This window comes from Lacipirellula parvula, assembly GCF_009177095.1.
GTDB lineage: Bacteria > Planctomycetota > Planctomycetia > Pirellulales > Lacipirellulaceae > Lacipirellula > Lacipirellula parvula.
On record NZ_AP021861.1, the window covers coordinates 5,835,633 to 5,855,200 of the forward strand.

The window sequence follows — 19,568 nt, forward strand, 5'->3', positions numbered from 1 at the left end:
CATGATCGATCTCGCGCATTCGCTGAGTTTCCCACTGGGCGAACGGGTTTGAGCAACGATCATACTCTTGAACCTGCGGCATGTTTTGCCGCGCGGCGTAGCGAAGGCGCCATCTCTCGTCGCCGAACCGTTATGCCCCACGACAAGAAGCCGTCAGCCGATTCCACATGGCGGCGACGGTACGCGCAGCTGTTCAAAGCGCCCACGGTTAGCTTCGAGTCTGAGAAATTTTTGCAGAGTGCCAGGCGCCTCGTAATTGCCGATTATTCAAGCTCTTACGCAGCCTTCGAGCATGTTTTTGGCAGCCCCGCGGAACAAATTCAAAGAAAAACTGGCTCTCGCGACAGAGGTTTTCTTGAGTCGAGCAATTACTTTTCAGGCGAGCCACTGAATGCGCTTTTAGGCGGCGCAACAAAAGGTCTGTGAATTTGGAAGTCGGGCAGAGAGTTCATCTCCGCTAACGCAGTTCAGGAGCTCACCTTGGCAGATGCCGCAACCAACCCGCCGCGCGGAAATCGCGACGAGCAATACGTTGAATTGCTAACCCGGCACAAAAGCCAGCTATTCCGTTTTGTATTCGCGATGGTGCACAGCCTCCCTGATGCCGAGGACGTGTTTCAGCAAGCGGCCATCACCATGTGGGACAAGTTCAGCGAGTTCGAATTGGGTACGGATTTCTACGCCTGGGCCTGTTCGATCGCTCGCTTCAAGGCGCTGGACCATCTCAAAGCGAAGGGGCGACGGCGGCTCTTGTTTTCAGACGAACTGCTTGAGCTAGTGCCGCAACACGATCACTGGCAGCCCGAGACGCAACAGGCGAGGCTCCGCGCATTGGCCAGCTGCCGCCACAAACTTTCTCCAAAAGACCAACAGCTCCTATTAATGTGTTACAACGGCCGCGAAAGCATTCGCAAATCGGCTGAGAGCGTCGGGCGCCCCGTCGGGAGCGTTTACGACAGCTTGTCGCGGATTCGCCGGGCCTTGTATGCATGCATCGAGCGCACGCTGGCGAGTGAAGGACAATCATGAGCTACAGGCGTGAAGTTACCCGCGAAGCCCAGCGTTGGTTCGACGGCTTGCTAAACGGCACGCTGTCCGACGCGGACGCCGCGCTGCTCGACAAGTGGCTGCTGGAACATCCGGCGGCAATCGAATATTTCCTCGACTACTGCCAACTCCACATCGATCTCGCGATCGACCTGCGGGCCGATCAGGCGCTCGATTCATTCCGCAAGAACCAAGATGCGGTGGCGTCTGCCGCCGGGCAATCGGCGATTGCCATTGCTCCGGTTGGCGGGGCGGGCGGCGCTTCGCTCTTCGGCATGTCGCGTTGGGTCGCTTACGGCATGGCTCTTTGCGCCGCCATGCTCGTCACCGTCGGCAGTCTGGCATGGTGGAGCAATGAGCGCACGAAAGAAAATCGAGCGCCGCTCGACTTCTCGCAACTAGCGACGACGGAAACGCCCTCGATTTCGTCCGTTCAACTCGGCTCGGGAACGACCACGCTTGAGTTGCCGGACATTGGTTCAGTCGTCGTGGAAGGGCCGGCGGACTTTCAGCTGCTCGGCCCGATGCGCGCCCGGTTGAACAAGGGTCGCATCAAGGTTCACGTCAAAAAACCGTCGGGCTACGGCTTTGTCGTCGAAACGCCTGACGGTGAAGTCACCGACCTCGGCACGCAATTCGGTCTCGACGTCGGCAGCCCGACGGGGACGGGTCTGGTCGTCTTCCAGGGTTCAGTCGACCTCCGCCTGGGGCAGTCGCCCGAGATGATTGAAGGATCGCGCGTCGAGCGTCTGTTCGGAGGCGACGGCGTCAGATTCAGCAAGGTGGGCGAACTGAATCGAATCATGTCGGTCGCCACCGGGACTGACGGCACGTTTCGGTTGCTCACAGGCGCGAAGGACGAGTCGTCGGCGATCATCACGAACGTCACCGACAATATCCGCAACGACGGTATGAAGAAGTTCTACGAGATCGTACCCGGGGGCCTGGGCGAAGACGCCCTCGCCTACGTCGATCGTCAGGAACATGAATGGAACGGCCTCACCAGCGCCGGCATGCCCGCGTACCTGCTGGGCGCCGACTATGTGAAGCCGTTCAACAACGACAAGTTCCGTTCAGATATTGAAATTGAAGTGACGCTCAGCAAACCGGCTCGGTTGTTTATCATCTTCGACGATCAACGGGTCGCGCCGCCCGAATGGCTGCGACGCGACTACCAACGATTCGGCGATCGAATCGGGTTGGACATGGGCAAATCGTTCACCGAAAAGGGCGAGGTCATCACCGCACTGGATCGCGCGGTGGGGCCAGGGCAATCTATCGATCAGGCGTTTTCGATCTGGGAACGCAAAGTCCCCAAAGCGGGCCGGATCAAGCTCGGATCCATCGGCTCCGACAAAGTGCTGTCAGCGATGTACGGCATCGCCGCAGTACCGCTCAAGCAAGAGAAAACAGGCCGGGAACAGTGAAGGCGGCGGAGGTCGATCTTGTGCGCGTCGCCATGATCGCTTGAAGAACTACTTCGATTGACTTCAGGGAGATTGACTAATGCTGTGTGTAAACCTAGTTCTCGCGCGCCGTTTGGGGTGCGCAACCTTGCTGAGTTGGGCGTTGGCGCCCAACGCGAGCGAGGCGGCGACGATCACCTATGCGAACCCCGCAGGAGCGCAGAACTTCACCGTCGGCGCCAATTGGGTCGGCGGCGTGGCTCCGGGATCGGGCGACTTGCCAACCATCAATGGCGTCAACGGAGCCGTCAACTATCCGTATGTCAGCAGCGCCGTCGCCGTTCAACGGTTCTTGATCGGCGACCAAGCGGCTGACTCAGGGGGACTCGAAATTCGCACTGGCGGAACGCTGACCACGTCGCTGACTTCGGCACATTACGTCGGCGCCCGCGGCACGGGCATCATGACAATCCAACCGGGCGCCACGGCGAACGTGAATGGCCCGCTGAACATTGGCTGGGGAGATACGGCCGCGCACGGCACGGGCACGGTCAATCAATTGGGGGGCGCCTACAACGGAACGGGCGCCAGCGGAGGGCTGATTCTGGGAGTCTCGGCCGCGGCCGGACCGCTGGCAGCCTCAGTCGGAACTTACAACATGCAAGCAGGAACGATGAACATCGGAAGCTCGCTCGTCGTGGGCCAAGCAGGCATCGGCACGTTCAATATGAGCGGCGGATCCGTGGCGACGGGCAACTTCTTGCAGATTGGGCGGACCGGCACGGGAACATTTACGCAAACGGCGGGATCGCTGACGGTTAATCGCGCGTCGGGAGACACGATGGTCATCGGCGCCGCGGCAGGCGGCGTCGGCAAGTACGAAATCAGCGGCGGATCGCTCAGCGTCACCACGACGACCGGCCCGGCCGTAGTGGCGAACGGCATCGCCGCGGGGACGGCCAGTGGAACGTTCAAAATCGTCGGCAATGGCGCGACTTCGATCGCGATCGCCGGCGACTACAAACAGTATGTAGGCTCGAACCTGGAGCTGACGATTGGCGCGGGCATCACGCCGATTGCGATGACGGGGAGTGCGACGCTCGGCGGAGCGCTGAACGCCCTGTTTTCGTCGTCGCCCAGCATCGGCCAACAATTCACGGTGATGACTTACGGCGGTTCGCTCACCGGGACGTTCGGGACGTTCGACAATGTCGTCGACGGCCCGCTCGGACCAAACACGATTACCTTAAGCCTCGACTACGGCACGGGAGCCAACAGTGCGGTCGTGTTGACCGTGGTGCCTGAGCCAGCGACGGGCGCGCTCGTCGCATGCGGCGCGATCGTCGCCGCGCTAAGTTGTCGGCGAGGAGTTCTCGCCCGGAAGTAATGCGAGCAGGCTCACGAAGAGCCGCTTCATGCAGGGGCAGGAGCCCGACAGAGACCTTGAACGACTGATACCGATTGGCGGCTGCGGCGCCGTGGCTTCCGAACTGCACATTCGGAGTCGCCGCGATGCATGCCGGGGCAGCCGTGCGTCATCAGCCGCACCGCAGTCGCCAATCGATCCGCACGCTTCATTTCGCACTCGGAGATCCTTCATGATTCACGCTTCTCTGCCTAAGATCGGCCGCAAACTTCTCTTGCTCGCCGCCGCGCCGATGGCGTGCGGAGCCGAAGCTTCCCACGCTGCAAACGCCTACTACGGCGCCAACGTAGGAGCGCAAAACTTCATGACGGCCAATTGGGTCGACAACGCCAACGCGCCCGTCGCCGTTCCGGGGTCAGGCGATCTGCCGTACATCAACTCGGTGAATGGCGTGACCGACTATCCCTACATCGACAGCGCGGTCGCGGTTCAACGCTTTCTCATCGGCGAGCTCACCGCCAGCCAGGGCGGATTGGAGCTCCGTAGCGGCGCGAACCTCACGACCTCGGCGACGGGCGCCCACTACGTTGGCGCCCGCGGGACAGGACAGTTGCGAATATTGCCGGGCAGCACGCTCAACATCAACGGCAGCTTGCAGGTCGGTTGGGGCGACGCGACGGGTCGCGGCACAGGAACGGTGACTCAAACAGGCGGAGCCTACAACGGCACCAGCGCGAGCACCGGCGTAACGTTGGGCGTCTCGGCTGTCAGCGGATCGTTCATAACGCCGTCGAACGGCACTTACAACCTTAGCGGCGGCACGATGGACTTCGGCGGGCCGCTGGTAGTCGGGCTCGCCGGCGTCGGCTCCTTCAACATGAGCGGCGGCTCCGTCACCACGAGCAACTACATTCAGGTCGGACGGACCGGAACCGGAACGTTCGTGCAAACCGCGGGAGCCGTCACCGCCATTCGGGCCGCAGGCGATGCGATGGTGGTCGGCGCCCTCGCCGGCGCCAATGGGTCGTACTCGATTAGCGGCGGCTCGCTCAGCATTACGTCGCTGGACGGCACGGGCGGCGTCGTCAATGGCGCCGCAACCGGCGACGCGACAGCCCTGTTCAAGGTGATTGGCAGCGCGCCAACGATCAACTTCAACAATAGCTTCGTGCAAAACGCGAACGCCACGCTGGCGTTCGACATTGGGGCGGGGATTAGCCCAATCGCCGTGACGACCAACGCCACGCTCAACGGGGCCCTGGGCATCAAGTTCACGACGACGCCTTCCGTCGGCCAGCAGTTCACGCTGATGAACTACGGCGGCACGCTGACCGGGACGTTCGCCTCGTTCGACGATATCGTCGATAGCCCGGCCGGCGTCAACAGCGTGAAGCTGACGCTCGACTACGGCGCCGGCGCGGGGAGCGCTATCAAGGTGACGGTGGCTAGCCTGGTCGCCCCGGCGATTCCGGGCGACTTCAACGCCGATGGCAGCGTCAACGGCCTCGACCTCGCCGCTTGGAAGACAAACGTCCCGATCGCGGCGGGCGCCACCGTCGCCCAGGGCGACGCCGACGCCGACGCCGACGTCGACGGCGCCGACTTTTTGATTTGGCAACGCAACTTTACGGGCGCTGGCATCGCCGCCGTCCCGGAGCCTGCCTCGCTGCTCCTTGCCTCCATCGTCGGATTGGCTTTCATCAGCCGTCGTCGGTAGATCAGACGGCCTTCTTGGAAACTTTGCTGCTAAGGAAATACGTGATGAATTGCTCGAGCCATTCACCTTCACTGCGTAGGTCGCGGATTGGCCGAAGAGCGCACGCTGTCGGGTTCACCCTGGTGGAGCTCTTGGTAGTGATTGCGATCATTGGAGTGTTGGTTGCTTTGCTGCTACCCGCCGTGCAGGCGGCGCGCGAAGCGGCGCGACGCTCGCAGTGCAGTAATAACCTCAAGCAAATGGCTCTGGGGGTCCACAACTATATTTCCGCGAAGCGAACGCTTCCTCCCGGAGCGGTCGTGACGGGGGCCTGCTGTTCGGCGTACAGCTACTCGAACTGGGCCATCGAGATTCTCCCGATGATTGAGCAGCAAGCGCTGTACGCCGCCTACGACCAGAGCATGTACAACGACAAGGCCACCAGCATCGAGAATCTCAAAGTCACCCAGACAATCGTCCCAGCGTATTCGTGCGCCACCGATGATGGCGCTAATCAGCTAGAGAAGCCGGTCGCCGGGCCAGGCTCGAGCTTGCAGTACCGCACGAGTTCCTACCGCGGCGTGACTGGCCGCTCCGACAACACGCAAGCCACGGTCTGGTGGGGCGCCCAGTTGGCTGCTCAATCAGGTTCGCTGTTTCCGCTGCCGGACACCTATCGAGGCCCGTTGCATACTGTCGGCAACATTCCTTATCAGGCGGTCAAGCCTCAACAAATCACGGACGGTTTGAGCAACACGTTACTAATTGGCGAGAAAGCCTCGGCCACGACGGGCGCCACCGCGGGGCAGCAGACGTTCTGGGGTTATTCGTACGCCGGGTACAACAAGTCGACCATGCTGCCGCAATCGCGGATGTTGCTTACCGATTTTGAACGCTGCGTTCAGGTTGGCGGCGACGGCGGCGACACGCCGTGCAAAGGGGGCTGGGGGAGCTTCCACGCCGGCGGCTTGCAATTCGCGCTGTGCGACGGATCCGTCCGTCTCATTTCGGACAACATCGACATGAACATCCTCTGCGAAGCCAGTACAATCGCCGGCGCAGAGTCGACGAACATTCCCTAACATTCGCTTCAGACGCCCCCACAATCGCCATGACTTCAGCTTTAGCTATGACTCACTTTCGTTCGCGAACTCTTGTTACCTACGGCTTGACCCTCGGCCTCCTCTCGTGGACCGGCTGCAGCGACGGCTCGTCGCTCGTCGAGGTTCGCGGCCGCGTCATGGAGGGGACGACGCCGGTTGCCGGCGCGAGCGTTACGTACCAGCCGATTGCCAAGTCCGCGGACGACGTCGCGCCAGGCCCGTCGTCGTTCGGCATCACCGATGCGGAGGGACGCTACGATCTGCGGACCATCAAAGAAGACAGCGTCGGCGCCGTGATTGGCTCGCATCACGTCTACATCAGCCTCGACAAAGGTGATACTCAAGACGGAACCAGCCCTCAGCCGAAGCCCGCAGCCGACCGTATTCCGAAAAAATTCAGCGATGGCACGACCGTCGTGGAAATCCCGCCGGCGGGCGCGGCGGACGTCGACTTCGATATCGCCTCCTGAAATTGACGCCAGACGAAATTCGCTCGCAGACTTGCGAGCGGCAAGCAGTCTACGACGCTGTGCACCTTCTGTGAAATGAGATCCTTCTGATGAGCCCGCTGGGTGGTTTTCGATTGGCGGTCGCCGCGTTGGTCTTGCAGTGGAGCGGAACGGCGACGCAGGCAGCGTCCATCTTGTCGACGATGACCTACAAGTCATCGGTAACGAGCGACGCGGGCGGGAAGCTCGACCTGAAGGCGGAGCTGAATTACGAATCGACGCGTTCGGGCGCGCCAATCGCCGTCGTGATGCATGGCTATTCCGGCAGCACCGGCAAAGCGGCCGAGGTTCGTGCGAACGCGCAGCGATTGCGGGACGCCGGGTTCTTCGTCGTTAGCGTCTCGCTCCGGGGCCGCGACGGTTCGGACGGCGTTCGCGATTCAGGCGGCGTGGAGATCTACGACATTTACGACGCCGTCGAGTACGTGAAGGCGACGTACCCCTCGCGCGTGAACGCCGGCAACGTCTCGATCACCGGCTATTCAGGCGGCGGCGGCAACGCGATGTCGGCGCTCACTAAGTTTCCCGACTACTTCCGCGCCGGCTCGTCCTACTTCGGCATGGGCGACTATGGGTATGACGCCGTCAACGGCTGGTACGCTAACGGCTCGGATTCGTCGCACCGCAGCCAGATGGTCGCCGACATCGGCAATCCGGCGTTCAACAACGTCACGATCCAAGATCGCTACCAATCGCGGGCGTCGAATTTGGCTTCCGCCAATAACCCGTACAGCGAGATTCATCTCTTCGTCAATCAGAATGAGCCGACTTGCCCGCCGGTGAATGTCACGACGTACCGCGATACGGCCGTCGCCGCAGCGACCACGCCTGGCGAATTCAACAACATTACGGTGCACATTGGCGGCACGGGACAGTACGTCGACTTCAACAACAACGGCGTGAACGAGGCGTCGGAACTGCAGAACTGGCCGCATGGCTACCCCGACGCCAATCAACAGAATGCAGCCGAATCGTGGTACCTGTCGCGGCTACTGAGCGGCAGTATTCCGCAGCCAGTGCTAAATCTTCAAGACGAGCTGGTGGTGGCCGGCTTCGTCACGACGAAGCGTTTCAGCCTGTGGCTGGGCGACGGCCAGAACTCGGTGGGCGATCTCGCCTACGATCTGACGGGCAACGAATGGTCCTTTGAACTGGGCATCGCGTCCAATGTGAAGACGATTGAAGGCACGCTCAAGGTCGACACCTCGGCCCTCGCCGGACAGCCGCTGGCGGCACGCTTAAATGGCGTCGTCATCGAACAACTCGTGGGCGGGGGTTCGTACCAACTTACCAACTTTGGCGACAACGACGTGCTCACCCTTTCCGTCACGGCGCCGGGCGATTTCAACGGCGACGGCGAAGTTAATGCTGCAGACCTCGACCGTTGGAAGGCAAACTTCCCACTATCCAGCGGAGCTACCGCGAACACCGGCGACGGCGATGGCGACGGCGACGTGGATGGCTCGGATTTTTTGATTTGGCAGGAGCACTTCACCGTCCCGTCCGAGCCGCCAAGCGTCGCGGTCCCGGAGCCGCAGGGCCTTTGGCAGCCCGTTGCGATCGGCGCCTTTGCTGCGATCGCGATGCGGCGTCGTGCTGCAGGACTCGTACTGCGTCGCGCTACGGCCTGACCGTCGCTTTCCGTTAACATCATCTTGAAGAGTACCCAGCGATGCTGCGATCTGTTTCATGCCTTGCTATCTGCGCATTGCTGACCGTGGTAGGCGCTCGCCCCGCCAATGCTGATGACGCTGCGTTCGGCCCAGTGCAAACGCTGACGACCGCCGATAACGTCAGCTTCTCGATCCTCGGAAAGAAGCCGAAGAAACCCGCACCGACGCTCTTTGTCTTCGCGCTGGACGCGCAACGGACTTTGAATAGCGGCGGCTACCGGCAAGCGGCAAACTTTCTCGCCCAGCAAGGCTACGTTTGCGTTTCGCTCGACCTGCCTTGCCACGGAAAGCAGCGTCGTCCGGGCGAAGCTGCGGAGATCAAGGGCTGGCGGCAGCGCGCCGACGCGGGCGAGAATTTCATGGACGAATTCACAGCACAAGCCTCGCGCGTCCTCGACTACCTAATCGAAGAGCAATACGCCGATCCTGCACGGGTCGCCGCCTGCGGAACCTCGCGCGGCGGTTTTTCGGCCTGCCATTTCGCGATTGCGGATCCGCGGGTGAAATGCGTTGCTACGTACATTCCGGTGGCTGATTTGCGCTCCCTTAGGGAGTTTCAGGGGGCCAACAACGCCCCGCTGCTCGCCTCGCTGTCGCTGATCGAGTGCGCGGACAAGTTGGCGAACCGCGGAGTTTGGATCTCCATCGGCGATCGGGACGAGCGGGTGAGCACCGACCGGGCGATTGAGTTGGCGCGAGCGCTCTCGGCGGCGGCCAACGGGCCGTCTCGCAACATCGAACTGCACGTCTCCTCAACTGAGGGGCACTCTACGCCGCCCGACGCGCCGCGGGCCTCGGCCGTTTGGATCGACGGCATTCTTGCCGGAAAGTAGGAAGCATCGGCTTCTTACGCCGCGCTGCGGCTCCATTGATGACATCTCAGACAGCATGATGGCGTGCGCCGACCCGCCGCAGGCTCGAGGCGTAACCTCTATAGAGTGAACCGTGCGGTTCGCGGCGCGCATCGCAACCAATTTTGAGGGCTGGCGGCGCTGGCCACAGCGCACGGCGCGCGGCCTTCGCCTCTGGCGTTCAGTCGATAGCGCCCACTGCGGCAGGCCGCCGAAACTGCCATTAGCTAGCAAAATCAGGGCAAAACTGGGGCCGTTCCCCCAGACTTCTAAACGTGCGTACACCACACGTTTGAACCTTAAGGAGATTTAATGCCACTTCGCCAAATCATTGACTCTAATAATTCCGATTATGACGATAAGTCGGATCGAGTCGACGCGAGGGGCTATCGCCAGGCAAGTAGCTCCGCAAGCGTCGCTCGAACCTTCTGAAGCGGGCGGCAGTAATTGAGAATGGCTAGGCAAGACAGGAAGCCTAGCCGACCTTTGCTCACTCGCGGAAGCGAGTCGAGCCCAATCGACCAAACCATTTAGTTCACCACGGTTGCCGACTGCCGCCCAGCAGGCAACAAGCCAGATCGAACGCCCTATGAAGTTGTCTCCCTACTACGCCGTTAGCCTGGGGCTGATTGTCGCCCTGTCGGGCTGTCATGAGCCGGAGCACCATCACGAAGAAGCTCACAAAATCGTCGTGACGAGCCCGCTGGTGAAGGACGTGACGACGACGCAGAGCTACGTCTGCCAGATTCGCTCGCGTCGGCACATCGAAGTTCGGGCCCTTGAGGGCGGTTACCTTCAAGAGATCAAGGTCAAAGAAGGTCAGTCGGTGAAAGAGGGAGACTTGATGTTCAAGATTCTCCCGACGCTGTATCAGGCGAAGCTCGACGCCGAGATCGCCGAGGCGGACCTCGCGCAAATTGAATTCAACAACGCCAAGAAGCTCTACGAGCAGCACGTCGTCTCGCCGCAGGAAGTGGCGCTGGCGCAGGCAAAGCTCGACAAAGCAAAGGCTCAGGTGCAGTTGGCTCAAGCCGAGCTCAACTTCACCGACGTGAAAGCACCGTTCGACGGCATCGTCGATCGTCTGCACGAACAACAAGGCAGCCTGATCGAAGAGCGAGACATTCTTACGACGCTGTCCGACAACGCCGTGATGTGGGTCTACTTCAACGTCCCCGAGGCGCGGTACCTCGAGTACAAATCCGAAGTAGCTGAAGGGACCGCGCCAGCGCAGGTCGAGTTGATGTTGGCGAACGGCCAGCAGTTTCACGAACCGGGCGTCATCGGCGCCATCGAGGCCGACTTCAACAACACGACCGGCAACATTGCCTTCCGAGCTGACTTCCCGAACCCGACCGGCGTTCTACGGTACGGCCAAACGGGAACCATTTTGCTTAAGCGCGTCGAGAAGGACGCAGTCGTGATTCCGCAACGGGCGACGTTCGAGATTCTCGCCAAGCGCTACGCTTATATCGTCGGAGACGACGGCGTCGTGCATCAGCGCGAGATCGAAGTGAAGAACGAGATGGAGGACATCTACGTCATGAAAGAGGGTATTAACCCGGGCGACAAGATCGTTCTCGAGGGAATTCGGCAGGTTCGCGACGGCGAAAAAGTGGAGTTCGAATTCATTCCCCCGGAAGAAGCTCTCTCTCATCTGAAGTTTAAGGCAGAATAGGCGCCAATCGCGATGTTCGCAAAATTTCTTCACAGACCGGCGCTAGCGATCGTTATCTCGCTGCTCATTGTATTCATGGGCGGCTTGGCGATTAATTCGCTCCCGATTTCGCAGTTCCCGTCCGTCGCGCCGCCGAGCGTCGTCGTCGCGGTCTCGTACCCGGGCGCCAGCGCGAAAGTGCTCGTCGACTCGGTGCTCATCATCCTGGAACAAGCCATCAACGGCGTTCAGGACATGCGGTACATCACTTCCTCGGCCACCAGCGCCGGCGAAGCGACGATCCAAATCGTCTTCGAGCCGGGAACCGATCCAAACGTCGCGGTGTTGAACGTCAACAACCGCATCCAGGCTGTGAAGAACAACCTGCCGCCGATCGTCGAGCGGGAAGGCATCATCGTCATGCAGAACATGGCGAGCATGTTGATGTACGTCAACGTGTATAGCACCGACAAGAAGGTTGATCAGAACTTCCTGTTTAACTACGCGAACGTTAACATCCTGCCGGAAATCAAGCGCATTCAAGGCGTCGGCCGCGCGACGATCCTCGGCAATCGCGCGTATGCAATGCGCGTTGAGCTGAATCTCGACCGCCTGCGGGCTTATAATATCTCCGCCGAAGACGTCATGGAGGCGATTGCCGAGCAAAGCATGATCGGTTCTCCAGGGCGTCTGGGACAGGCGACGGGTCGCACGTCGCAAACGATCGAATACGTGCTCACGTGGGTGGGACGGTACGACAAACCGGAACAGTACGCAAATATCATCCTGCGTGCGAATCCCAAGGGTGAAATTCTGCGGCTCAAGGACGTCGCCACCGTGACCTTGGGTTCTTCGTTCTACGACTTGTATTCCGACATCGACGGCAATCCTTCCGCGGCGATCGTGCTGAAGCAGTCTCCCGGCTCGAACGCCACCGAAGTTATCGAGAAGGTGAAGGAGAAGCTCGAGGAGATCAAAGAAGCGTCGTTCCCGCCGGGAATGAATTTCGAAGTCAGCTACGACGTTTCAAGCTTCTTGGAAGCGTCGATCGAGAAAGTGCTCCATACGCTGTTCGAGGCGTTCGTCCTCGTGGCGTTGGTGGTGTACTTGTTCCTCGGCGACTTCCGCTCGACGCTCATTCCGACGCTTGCCGTGCCGGTATCGCTCATTGGTACGTTCTTTTTCATGCTGACCTTCGGCATGTCGATCAATCTGATCACGCTGTTCGCGCTCGTGCTCGCGATCGGCGTGGTGGTCGACGACGCGATCGTCGTGGTCGAAGCGGTGCATGCGAAAATGCATGAAAAGCACCTCTCGCCCTATTCGGCGACCAAGGAAGTGGTTCACGAAATCAGCGGCGCCATCATCGCGATTACCTTGGTGATGACGGCGGTGTTCATTCCGGTGACGTTCATGACCGGGCCGGTCGGCGTGTTCTACCGCCAGTTCGGTTTGACGATGGCGATGTCGATCGTGCTCTCCGGCGTCGTCGCTCTGACTCTGACGCCGGTGCTGTGCGCGATGTTGCTGAAGCCGCACGATCCGCATAAGAAGCCCTCGCGTAGTCCGCTCGCGATGGTGCTGCGTCTAGTCGACCGCGGCATCGAGAAGATTACCGGCGGCTACGTGGGCATCCTGCAACGGATCGTGTCGCTTCGTTTCCTCACGGTGCTAATCGTCGGCGCCTTCTGCGTCGGCATTGTGATGGTCAATACGGTGCTGCCGACCGGGTTCATTCCGCTGGAAGATCAGGGCATCATCTACGGCATTATTCAGACGCCGCCAGGCTCGACGCTGGAGTACACCAACGCCAAGTCGCATGAATTGCAGAAGGTGTGCGAAGAACTTCCCGAGATCACCTCGGTCTCGTCGCTCGCCGGTTACGAAGTGCTCACCGAAGGTCGCGGTTCGAACGCCGGTACCTGCATCATCAACTTGAAACCGTGGGCTGAGCGGAAGCTGACCTCGAAGCAAATTATCGAGGAGCTCGAAGAGAAGGGTCGCGCCATCTCGAACGTCAAGCTCGAGTTCTACGAACCGCCCGCCGTGCCAGGCTTCGGCGCCGCCGGCGGTTTCTCGCTGAACTTGCTCGACAAGACCAATAGCAACGATTACACGCTGATGGGCGAGGTAACCGACAAGTTCATGGAAGCGCTCTCGAAGCGTAAAGAGTTGAAGGGGCTCTTCACGTTCTTCGCCAGCAACTATCCGCAGTATGAGATCGTCATCGACAACGACGTCGCCATGCAAAAGGGCGTGTCGATCGCCGACGCCATGAACAATCTCTCGATCGTCGTGGGCAGCACGTGGGAACAAGGCTTCGTCCGCTTCGGACAGTTCTTCAAAGTGTACGTCCAAGCCGCGCCGGAATTCCGCCGGATGCCGGAAGATCTTGAAAACATGTTCGTCAAGAACGACGACGGCGAGATGGTTCCTTACTCTGCCTTCATGAAGATTGAAAAGAAGCAGGGACTCAACGAAATCACCCGATATAACCTCTATACGACGGCCGCCATTCAAGGCGCTCCGGCAACGGGCTACAGCAGCGGTCAAGCGATCAAGGCGATTCAAGAAGTCGCCGCCGAAGTGCTGCCGCGCGGGTTCGCCATTGGTTGGCAAGGTCTGTCGTATGACGAGGCGGGCAAGGGCAACACGGCGGTCTACATCTTCCTGATCGTCGTGATGTTCGTGTACCTGGTGCTCGTCGGTCAGTACGAAAGCTTTATGCTGCCGTTGGCGGTGATCATTTCGCTGCCGATCGGTCTGTTTGGTTCGTTCGCCTTTTTGAAGGCGTTGGGCTTGGCGAACGACGTCTACGCCCAAATTGGTCTCGTCATGTTGGTCGGTTTGTTAGGCAAGAATGCGATTCTGATCATCGAATTCGCCGTGCAGCGACGCCAGGAAGGGCTCTCGATTCGAGACGCCGCGCTCGAAGGCGGCAAGCTGCGGTTTCGGCCGATTTTGATGACCTCGTTCGCCTTTATCGCCGGTCTGATTCCGCTCGTTCGAGCGACTGGACCTGGCGCCATTGGTAACCGCACGATCGGCACGACTGCCGTCGGCGGCATGCTCATCGGTACGGTCATTGGCGTCCTCGTGATTCCAGGACTGTACTATCTGTTCGGCATGGTGGCCGACGGAAAGAAACTTATCAGGGATGAACACGATGAACCGCTCAGCGAACTCTTCGAGCGCGAAGGCCATTAAGAAGCGCGTACGCGCCTTGGCGGTTGGCCTGGGCTTCGTGCTGTCGGTGCAAGGGTGCTGCATCCCTGGGCTGCAAAAGGCCCAGCCCGCGGCGCCGTTGCCGTGCGATTTCAACGGCGTTGCCACGCAAGAAAGCACGGCAATGCTCGGCTGGGAAGAATTCTTCAACGACCCGGTGCTCTCCGGCCTGATCGCGCAAGCGATTGCCGGAAACCAGGAACTGAAGATCATCAACCAGAACATTCAGATCGCCAACTTCGAGATTCTGGCGCGGCGCGGCTCTTATCTGCCGTTCGTCGGCCTGCGGACCAGCGCGGACTTGGAGAAGCCTAGCCTCTTCACGCCGCAAGGCGCCGTCGAGGATCAGCTGCAGCCGTTCCCGGGCAAGAACTTCCCCGAGCCGCTGCCGAACTTCCTCGTCGCCGCCGATGTGACGTGGGAAATCGATATCTGGAGAAAGCTGCGCAACGCCCGCGACGCCGCGACGTTGCGGTACCTCGGCACGCAGGATGGTCAGAATTACATGATCACCCGGCTCGTCGCCGAAGTGTCTGAGAACTACTACGAGTTGATGGCGCTCGACAACCGAATGGAAGCGCTCGACCGAACCATTGCCATCCAGCAACAAAGCCTCGACATGTCGCGAAACATGAAAGAGGCGGGCCGCGACACCGAACTAGGCGTTCAACGGTTCCAAGCGGAAGTTCGCAAGAACCAAAGCGAGAAGCTGATCGTCAAGCAGGAGATCATCGAGGTCGAGAACAAGATCAACTTCCTGCTCGGTCGTTTCCCGCAGTACGTCGATCGCGATTCGGCGAAGTTCCTCAATCTCCAATTGCAGGCGCTCAGCGTTGGCTTCCCTGCCCAGATGCTGCAGAACCGGGCCGATATCCGTCAGGCCGAGCGTGAATTGCAAGCCGCCGGGCTCGACGTGCGCGTCGCGCGGGCGCGGTTCTATCCATCGCTCAACCTGCGAGCCGGCGTCGGGTACGAGGCGTTCAACACCCGCTACCTGTTCAACAGCCCCGACTCGCTGGTCTATGGCGTCGGCGGCGACTTGGTCGCTCCGCTCCTCAACAAGAAAGCGATTCAGGCCGACTACCTCACCGCCAACGCCAAACAGTTGCAGGCGATCTACGACTATCAGAGGACCGTGTTGAATGCCTTCACGGAGGTCGTCAACCGATTGTCGAAGGTCGAGAATTACGGCAAAAGCATCGAGATCAAGCGGGAGCAATTGCGAGCGCTTGAAGCTTCAGTCGATAACTCGACGAAGCTGTTCCAGAGCGCTCGCGTCGAGTACATGGACGTGCTGTTCTCACAGCGTGATCTGATGGAAGCCCGCATGGTGCTAATCCAAACGAAGCAACAACAGTTAGCGGCAGTCGTTAACGCCTATCAGGCGCTTGGCGGCGGCGTGGCGCCGGTGACTGGCATACAGATTCCGATCCCGCTGCCGCCGCCGGAGATCATTCTTGAGCAGCCGGTAGAGCTGAAGCCGGCGGAGGAAGTGCTTCCTCCCGCCGCACCGCAACCAACATTGCCTGATCCGGCGACGCCGCTGCCGAACATTCAATTGAAGATCCCCGGCGATCCTCGCGACGCCGCGAAAGATGGCGCCCCCGCCGAACCACTGGCGAAGTGATTGGGGAGCGGCGGCGCCCTCAGGGTTCTCTTGAAGGACGTGGTCGCCGCTGCTTGAGGTTCGCCGCGCCCTGCGGAGTACCATGGGGACATGCCGCCAGATGGTGCGGTTACGCTTCGACCATCGCCGCGCGCACCGAGCGAGCAGCCGCTCGCTTCGGCTGGGCGTATCGAGCCGATTCGATCCGCAACCGCGACGGCTTCGCGGCCCGTGGTACGAAGTAACCGACGACCGACAGGATCCAGTAGATCCCTGCCAGGAACGCGATGCCGTCTAGTTCCGCTTGGTCGAACGACATGACGTGCGTCGTCCAGCGGCATGCAGCGACGACGATGCCGGCGATCAGCGTGGCCAACGCCAAGCTGACGATCGCATCTGAACCTCGATAGAGCGAGAACAGGCGTGATTTGTCGGCAGACATGGCAATCTCCTTAGGTTCGAACGAGCGTTGCCAATTCAACGCTCACTCAATCCTACGATTGCCAACTGAACCTCTTGTGAGCCGCGATTAAGTTCCGCTTCATGTTCGGACTTTCGGCGGGGTTTCTGCGCGGCTTAGCGCCTAAATGTCTGAATGGCGGTCAATTTGGGGGCAGGCGTTTGATTGAAGGTGCAGTCGAACCTCGGGTCGATGCCGCCTGAGTGCGCAGCCCCCGGAATCGAGGTAGAATGCCGCCTTCAGATCTCGACGACGCCGCTGTACTGGTCGCGACGGCCGTTGAGCGTTTGGTTAGAGTTTCCTTCAGGCGGCTTTATGGACGCCCCAAAGAAGAGCTGGCGAATTCGCTTTAGCCTCAAGAGCTTGCTCGTCGTGTTCACTGCGGTGGCGGTACTGGCTTGGTTCTATTGGACCGGACGGTTCCTCTGGCAAGAGGCGAAGCTCGAGCATTCGGTCAAGCAGCTAAAGTGCGGTCAAACCTTTGAAGATGCCATCACAGTGTGTGGGCAGAATCATGTTGCACTGCTAAGCGCAGCGCGCGGCCCTCAAGGAGAGTTGTACGGCTGGATTCGATTTCAGTGGCCCAATGCCACCTACCTTCTCGTCGCGGGCCTGAACCCATCTGCAGATGGAACTTTGGATTCGTGTGAGATTACGTCGATTCGCCTGTATCGTCTTCCACCGGCGCCACACGATTATATGCCTCAAACTGACAGGGGCCGCCGTCAAGCCGCCTTCGATTTGTCGCGTAACGGCAAATCGAAAGACGAAGTTAGGAAGTATGCGTATTGGACCGACTTCCTTGCGGTACTCGTGGGCGAAAGTCCGGACACGCTTGGCTTCCAAGACGAGCTAATTTACTCAGACCCTCCGGCGCAGACGCCCTCCAAATAGCGGCCTTAGGTGCAGCTTCCGAGTTTAGGTGCAAAGCCTTTCTGCGCCGTTGCGAGGCCCGCCGTCTTCAAACTAGGCCAGGCGACGCTTCGCAGCAGTCGACCGACGCGAACCGGCGACGATCAGGCTCGCGACAAGAATCGTCGATAGCGTCGCCGGTTCCGGCACCGCGACCGCGGCCGCCGCGACTGGAGTTGTGCCGAATTGCCGCTGCCACGCGAGGAAGTCGGCGCCGTCGGTGACGTTGTCGCCGTTCGCATCGCCCGCGGTCGTCGTGCCGTAAGCTTGCTTCCAGATATCAAGGTCGGCGGCGTTAACGAAGCCGTCGTCATTGAAGTCCGCAGGCAGCGTCGGCGTCGAACCCGAGAAGGCCCGCAGAATTTGGCCGGCGCCGCCGGAGACGATCTGGAAGTTCCAGCCCACTGGGGCGGTGAACTCCAACCCAAGGTCAGTGATCGTCTGAGCGGTGAGCAGATCGTACGACGTTTGCGTCGGGCTGGCGTTGGCAACGTCGAGGACGAGCTTCGAACCGGCGCTGAACGTCGCGGCGTTGGCGACGTTGACTTGCGAGAGCTGATCGCCCGTTTCAAATTCGAACGCGAGCGTGCCGGAGCCGTTTTCGGTGCTGTTGACGAGCAGATTGCCGAGGACGTCGATCGTCGAGTCGTCGCCGACGACGCGAAACTCGCCGACGCCATTCGGAGCGATGCTCAAACCGGTGCCGCCCGTATTGGCGCCTGCTTTGAACGTTCCGGCGCTAATCTTGTACAAGCCGTTCGCCGGATTGGCCGCCGTTTCGCGGGCGCCAATTGACAATGCGCCGTTGAAGTTGGCTTGCCCGCCGGTTTGGAAGAATCTGCCCGATCCTTGGCGGGCGATGATGCCGCCATTGGCGGAGTTGAGAATGCCGGTTCCGCTCAGATTGTAGGTTGAGTCAGTCGTCGCGCCAGCGGTCGCGTTGTCGGCGACGCGGAAGTCGTTGCCGATGGTGAGCGTCCCGCCTGATTGGTTGGCGACGACGCCCGTCGCCGTGCCGGCGCCCATCAGGAGCCTTCCGGCCACGTTCATCTGCCCGCCCGAAATGTTTAGCGAAGCGCCCGTGCTGGCGCCGCGTCCGACGAAGAAGTTGTTGGTGGTCGTCAACCCGTTGGTGAACGTCCCGCCGGTAATCGTAAAGCTCGACGCATTCCCAATCTTGCTGTTCGAAGTGGCGACTTCAACGGCAGCGTTGATTTGGACCGTGCCCGCATTCAGCGTAAACGATGACGTGGCGGTGGAATCGCCAATCAGCAGCTGAGCGCCGCCGCTCATGGCGCTCACCGTGCCGTTCTCGACGATGAGGTGCCCCTGCTGACCGTTGGTGCTGCCGTAGCCAAGTTGGATGTTGCCGACCGTCGCCGTGAGCGAACCGCCATTGGTAATGCGAACGGTGCCAGTTCGAGTTGCCTGACTGTTCGCATTGCCGATGACAATCAGCCGGTTGGAAGTGACGCTCGTGCCCGCGCCATCGATGACGAGCGTGCCGTTGCGGGAATTTCCGACCGTGAGGCCGGCGTTGTCGGTTCCGGCAGCGCCGCCTAGCAGGTTCAGCACGGCGCCGTTGCTCACCGTCACTTCGCCGGTGCCGCCGCCTGTCGCCTCGTTGTGGCCGATGCGCAGACGGCTCAATTCGACGGTGCCGGGATTCGCTACGCTGGCGACGCCATTGTTGCCGAAGAAGGCGACATCGGCCGACGTGGGCGCCAGGCCAGTCGTCACGCCGTCGGAGTAACTCGCGTCGGTCAGCGTGCCGGTCGTTCCTTGCCAGTAGAGGGTGACGGCCTGCGCAGGCAGCGCGACGAACGCGCTAAGGGCGGCGGCGAACGAAAACTTGACGAGGGCGTTGCTGGCTCTCACGACGGACTCTCCTTGCTGCTCTGACGGACTACGCTTCGACGGTCTGATCAAACTGGAAATGCGACGTCGACCACGAAGCTGACGATTCCCGCGGGAACGCCTCGCTCGAACGGCATTCGAGCAGGGCTGGCGTGCGACGCTCCGGCAGAGCGCCGTGCAGAGAAATCGGGATGCCGCCT

At 60.5% G+C, this 19,568-nt stretch carries 15 protein-coding genes; 13 read left to right on the forward strand and 2 right to left on the reverse strand.

Annotated features, from left to right (window positions below; translation table 11 throughout):
* Nucleotides 1–48 precede the first annotated feature (48 nt).
* The 12 genes from PLANPX_RS22865 to PLANPX_RS22920 all read left to right on the forward strand — a co-directional run bounded on the left by PLANPX_RS22865 (nucleotide 49) and on the right by PLANPX_RS22920 (nucleotide 16,160).
* Nucleotides 49–426 (forward strand): hypothetical protein, encoded by a 378-nt coding sequence (locus tag PLANPX_RS22865; protein ID WP_152100967.1) that lies wholly within the window; start codon nucleotides 49–51, stop codon nucleotides 424–426.
* Between the two features lie 54 nt (nucleotides 427–480).
* On the forward strand, nucleotides 481–1,029 hold the full coding sequence (locus tag PLANPX_RS22870; RefSeq protein ID WP_172992265.1) for a sigma-70 family RNA polymerase sigma factor: 549 nt from the start codon (nucleotides 481–483) through the stop codon (nucleotides 1,027–1,029).
* On the forward strand, nucleotides 1,026–2,474 hold the full coding sequence (locus PLANPX_RS22875; RefSeq protein ID WP_152100969.1) for a FecR family protein: 1,449 nt from the start codon (nucleotides 1,026–1,028) through the stop codon (nucleotides 2,472–2,474). Before PLANPX_RS22870 ends, PLANPX_RS22875 begins: the two co-directional genes overlap by 4 nt.
* Before the next feature lie 142 nt (nucleotides 2,475–2,616).
* Nucleotides 2,617–3,840 (forward strand): hypothetical protein, encoded by a 1,224-nt coding sequence (locus PLANPX_RS22880; protein ID WP_152100970.1) that lies wholly within the window; start codon nucleotides 2,617–2,619, stop codon nucleotides 3,838–3,840.
* Between the two features lie 211 nt (nucleotides 3,841–4,051).
* Nucleotides 4,052–5,536, forward strand: coding sequence for a PEP-CTERM sorting domain-containing protein (locus tag PLANPX_RS22885; protein WP_152100971.1), 1,485 nt, complete (start codon nucleotides 4,052–4,054; stop codon nucleotides 5,534–5,536).
* A 137-nt stretch (nucleotides 5,537–5,673) separates the two neighbouring features.
* On the forward strand, nucleotides 5,674–6,597 hold the full coding sequence (locus PLANPX_RS22890) for a DUF1559 domain-containing protein (protein WP_232536221.1): 924 nt from the start codon (nucleotides 5,674–5,676) through the stop codon (nucleotides 6,595–6,597).
* 47 nt (nucleotides 6,598–6,644) lie between these two features.
* On the forward strand, nucleotides 6,645–7,088 hold the full coding sequence (locus PLANPX_RS22895; protein WP_152100973.1) for a hypothetical protein: 444 nt from the start codon (nucleotides 6,645–6,647) through the stop codon (nucleotides 7,086–7,088).
* Between the two features lie 89 nt (nucleotides 7,089–7,177).
* Nucleotides 7,178–8,758: an alpha/beta hydrolase family protein gene (locus PLANPX_RS22900; RefSeq protein WP_152100974.1), complete on the forward strand. Its 1,581-nt coding sequence runs from the start codon at nucleotides 7,178–7,180 to the stop codon at nucleotides 8,756–8,758.
* 41 nt (nucleotides 8,759–8,799) lie between these two features.
* Nucleotides 8,800–9,633, forward strand: coding sequence for an alpha/beta hydrolase family protein (locus PLANPX_RS22905; RefSeq protein ID WP_152100975.1), 834 nt, complete (start codon nucleotides 8,800–8,802; stop codon nucleotides 9,631–9,633).
* Between the two features lie 607 nt (nucleotides 9,634–10,240).
* The gene (locus PLANPX_RS22910; RefSeq protein ID WP_152100976.1) at nucleotides 10,241–11,329 is read left to right on the forward strand and encodes an efflux RND transporter periplasmic adaptor subunit; all 1,089 of its coding nucleotides are present in this window, start codon (nucleotides 10,241–10,243) and stop codon (nucleotides 11,327–11,329) included.
* Nucleotides 11,330–11,341: 12 nt separating this feature from the next.
* Entirely contained in the window at nucleotides 11,342–14,515 is a 3,174-nt protein-coding gene (locus tag PLANPX_RS22915) for an efflux RND transporter permease subunit (protein ID WP_152100977.1), read from the forward strand.
* Nucleotides 14,475–16,160 carry a TolC family protein gene (locus PLANPX_RS22920; RefSeq protein WP_232536223.1) on the forward strand — a complete coding sequence of 562 codons (1,686 nt, stop codon included), beginning with the start codon at nucleotides 14,475–14,477 and terminating at the stop codon, nucleotides 16,158–16,160. The genes PLANPX_RS22915 and PLANPX_RS22920 overlap by 41 nt, the downstream gene beginning before the upstream one ends.
* Nucleotides 16,161–16,269: 109 nt before the next feature.
* Here PLANPX_RS22920 and PLANPX_RS22925 read toward each other — a convergent pair whose 3' ends face one another.
* Nucleotides 16,270–16,581 (reverse strand): hypothetical protein, encoded by a 312-nt coding sequence (locus tag PLANPX_RS22925; RefSeq protein WP_152100979.1) that lies wholly within the window; start codon nucleotides 16,579–16,581, stop codon nucleotides 16,270–16,272.
* A gap of 333 nt (nucleotides 16,582–16,914) precedes the next feature.
* On the opposite strand from PLANPX_RS22925, the gene PLANPX_RS22930 reads away from it, so the two are divergent.
* The gene (locus PLANPX_RS22930; RefSeq protein WP_152100980.1) at nucleotides 16,915–17,493 is read left to right on the forward strand and encodes a hypothetical protein; all 579 of its coding nucleotides are present in this window, start codon (nucleotides 16,915–16,917) and stop codon (nucleotides 17,491–17,493) included.
* A gap of 72 nt (nucleotides 17,494–17,565) precedes the next feature.
* Here PLANPX_RS22930 and PLANPX_RS22935 read toward each other — a convergent pair whose 3' ends face one another.
* Complete coding sequence (locus PLANPX_RS22935) at nucleotides 17,566–19,389, reverse strand: beta strand repeat-containing protein (protein ID WP_152100981.1); 1,824 nt, start codon at nucleotides 19,387–19,389, stop codon at nucleotides 17,566–17,568.
* Between the last annotated feature and the right edge of the window lie 179 nt (nucleotides 19,390–19,568).

Coding starts and splice junctions, on each gene's coding strand:
- PLANPX_RS22875 (WP_152100969.1), top strand. CDS start 1,026: ATGAGCTACAGGCGTGAAGTTACCCGCGAAGCCCAGCGTTGGTTCGAC.
- PLANPX_RS22885 (WP_152100971.1), top strand. CDS start 4,052: ATGATTCACGCTTCTCTGCCTAAGATCGGCCGCAAACTTCTCTTGCTC.
- PLANPX_RS22895 (WP_152100973.1), top strand. CDS start 6,645: ATGACTCACTTTCGTTCGCGAACTCTTGTTACCTACGGCTTGACCCTC.
- PLANPX_RS22900 (WP_152100974.1), top strand. CDS start 7,178: ATGAGCCCGCTGGGTGGTTTTCGATTGGCGGTCGCCGCGTTGGTCTTG.
- PLANPX_RS22905 (WP_152100975.1), top strand. CDS start 8,800: ATGCTGCGATCTGTTTCATGCCTTGCTATCTGCGCATTGCTGACCGTG.
- PLANPX_RS22910 (WP_152100976.1), top strand. CDS start 10,241: ATGAAGTTGTCTCCCTACTACGCCGTTAGCCTGGGGCTGATTGTCGCC.
- PLANPX_RS22915 (WP_152100977.1), top strand. CDS start 11,342: ATGTTCGCAAAATTTCTTCACAGACCGGCGCTAGCGATCGTTATCTCG.
- PLANPX_RS22920 (WP_232536223.1), top strand. CDS start 14,475: ATGAACCGCTCAGCGAACTCTTCGAGCGCGAAGGCCATTAAGAAGCGC.
- PLANPX_RS22925 (WP_152100979.1), bottom strand. CDS start 16,581: ATGTCTGCCGACAAATCACGCCTGTTCTCGCTCTATCGAGGTTCAGAT.
- PLANPX_RS22930 (WP_152100980.1), top strand. CDS start 16,915: ATGGACGCCCCAAAGAAGAGCTGGCGAATTCGCTTTAGCCTCAAGAGC.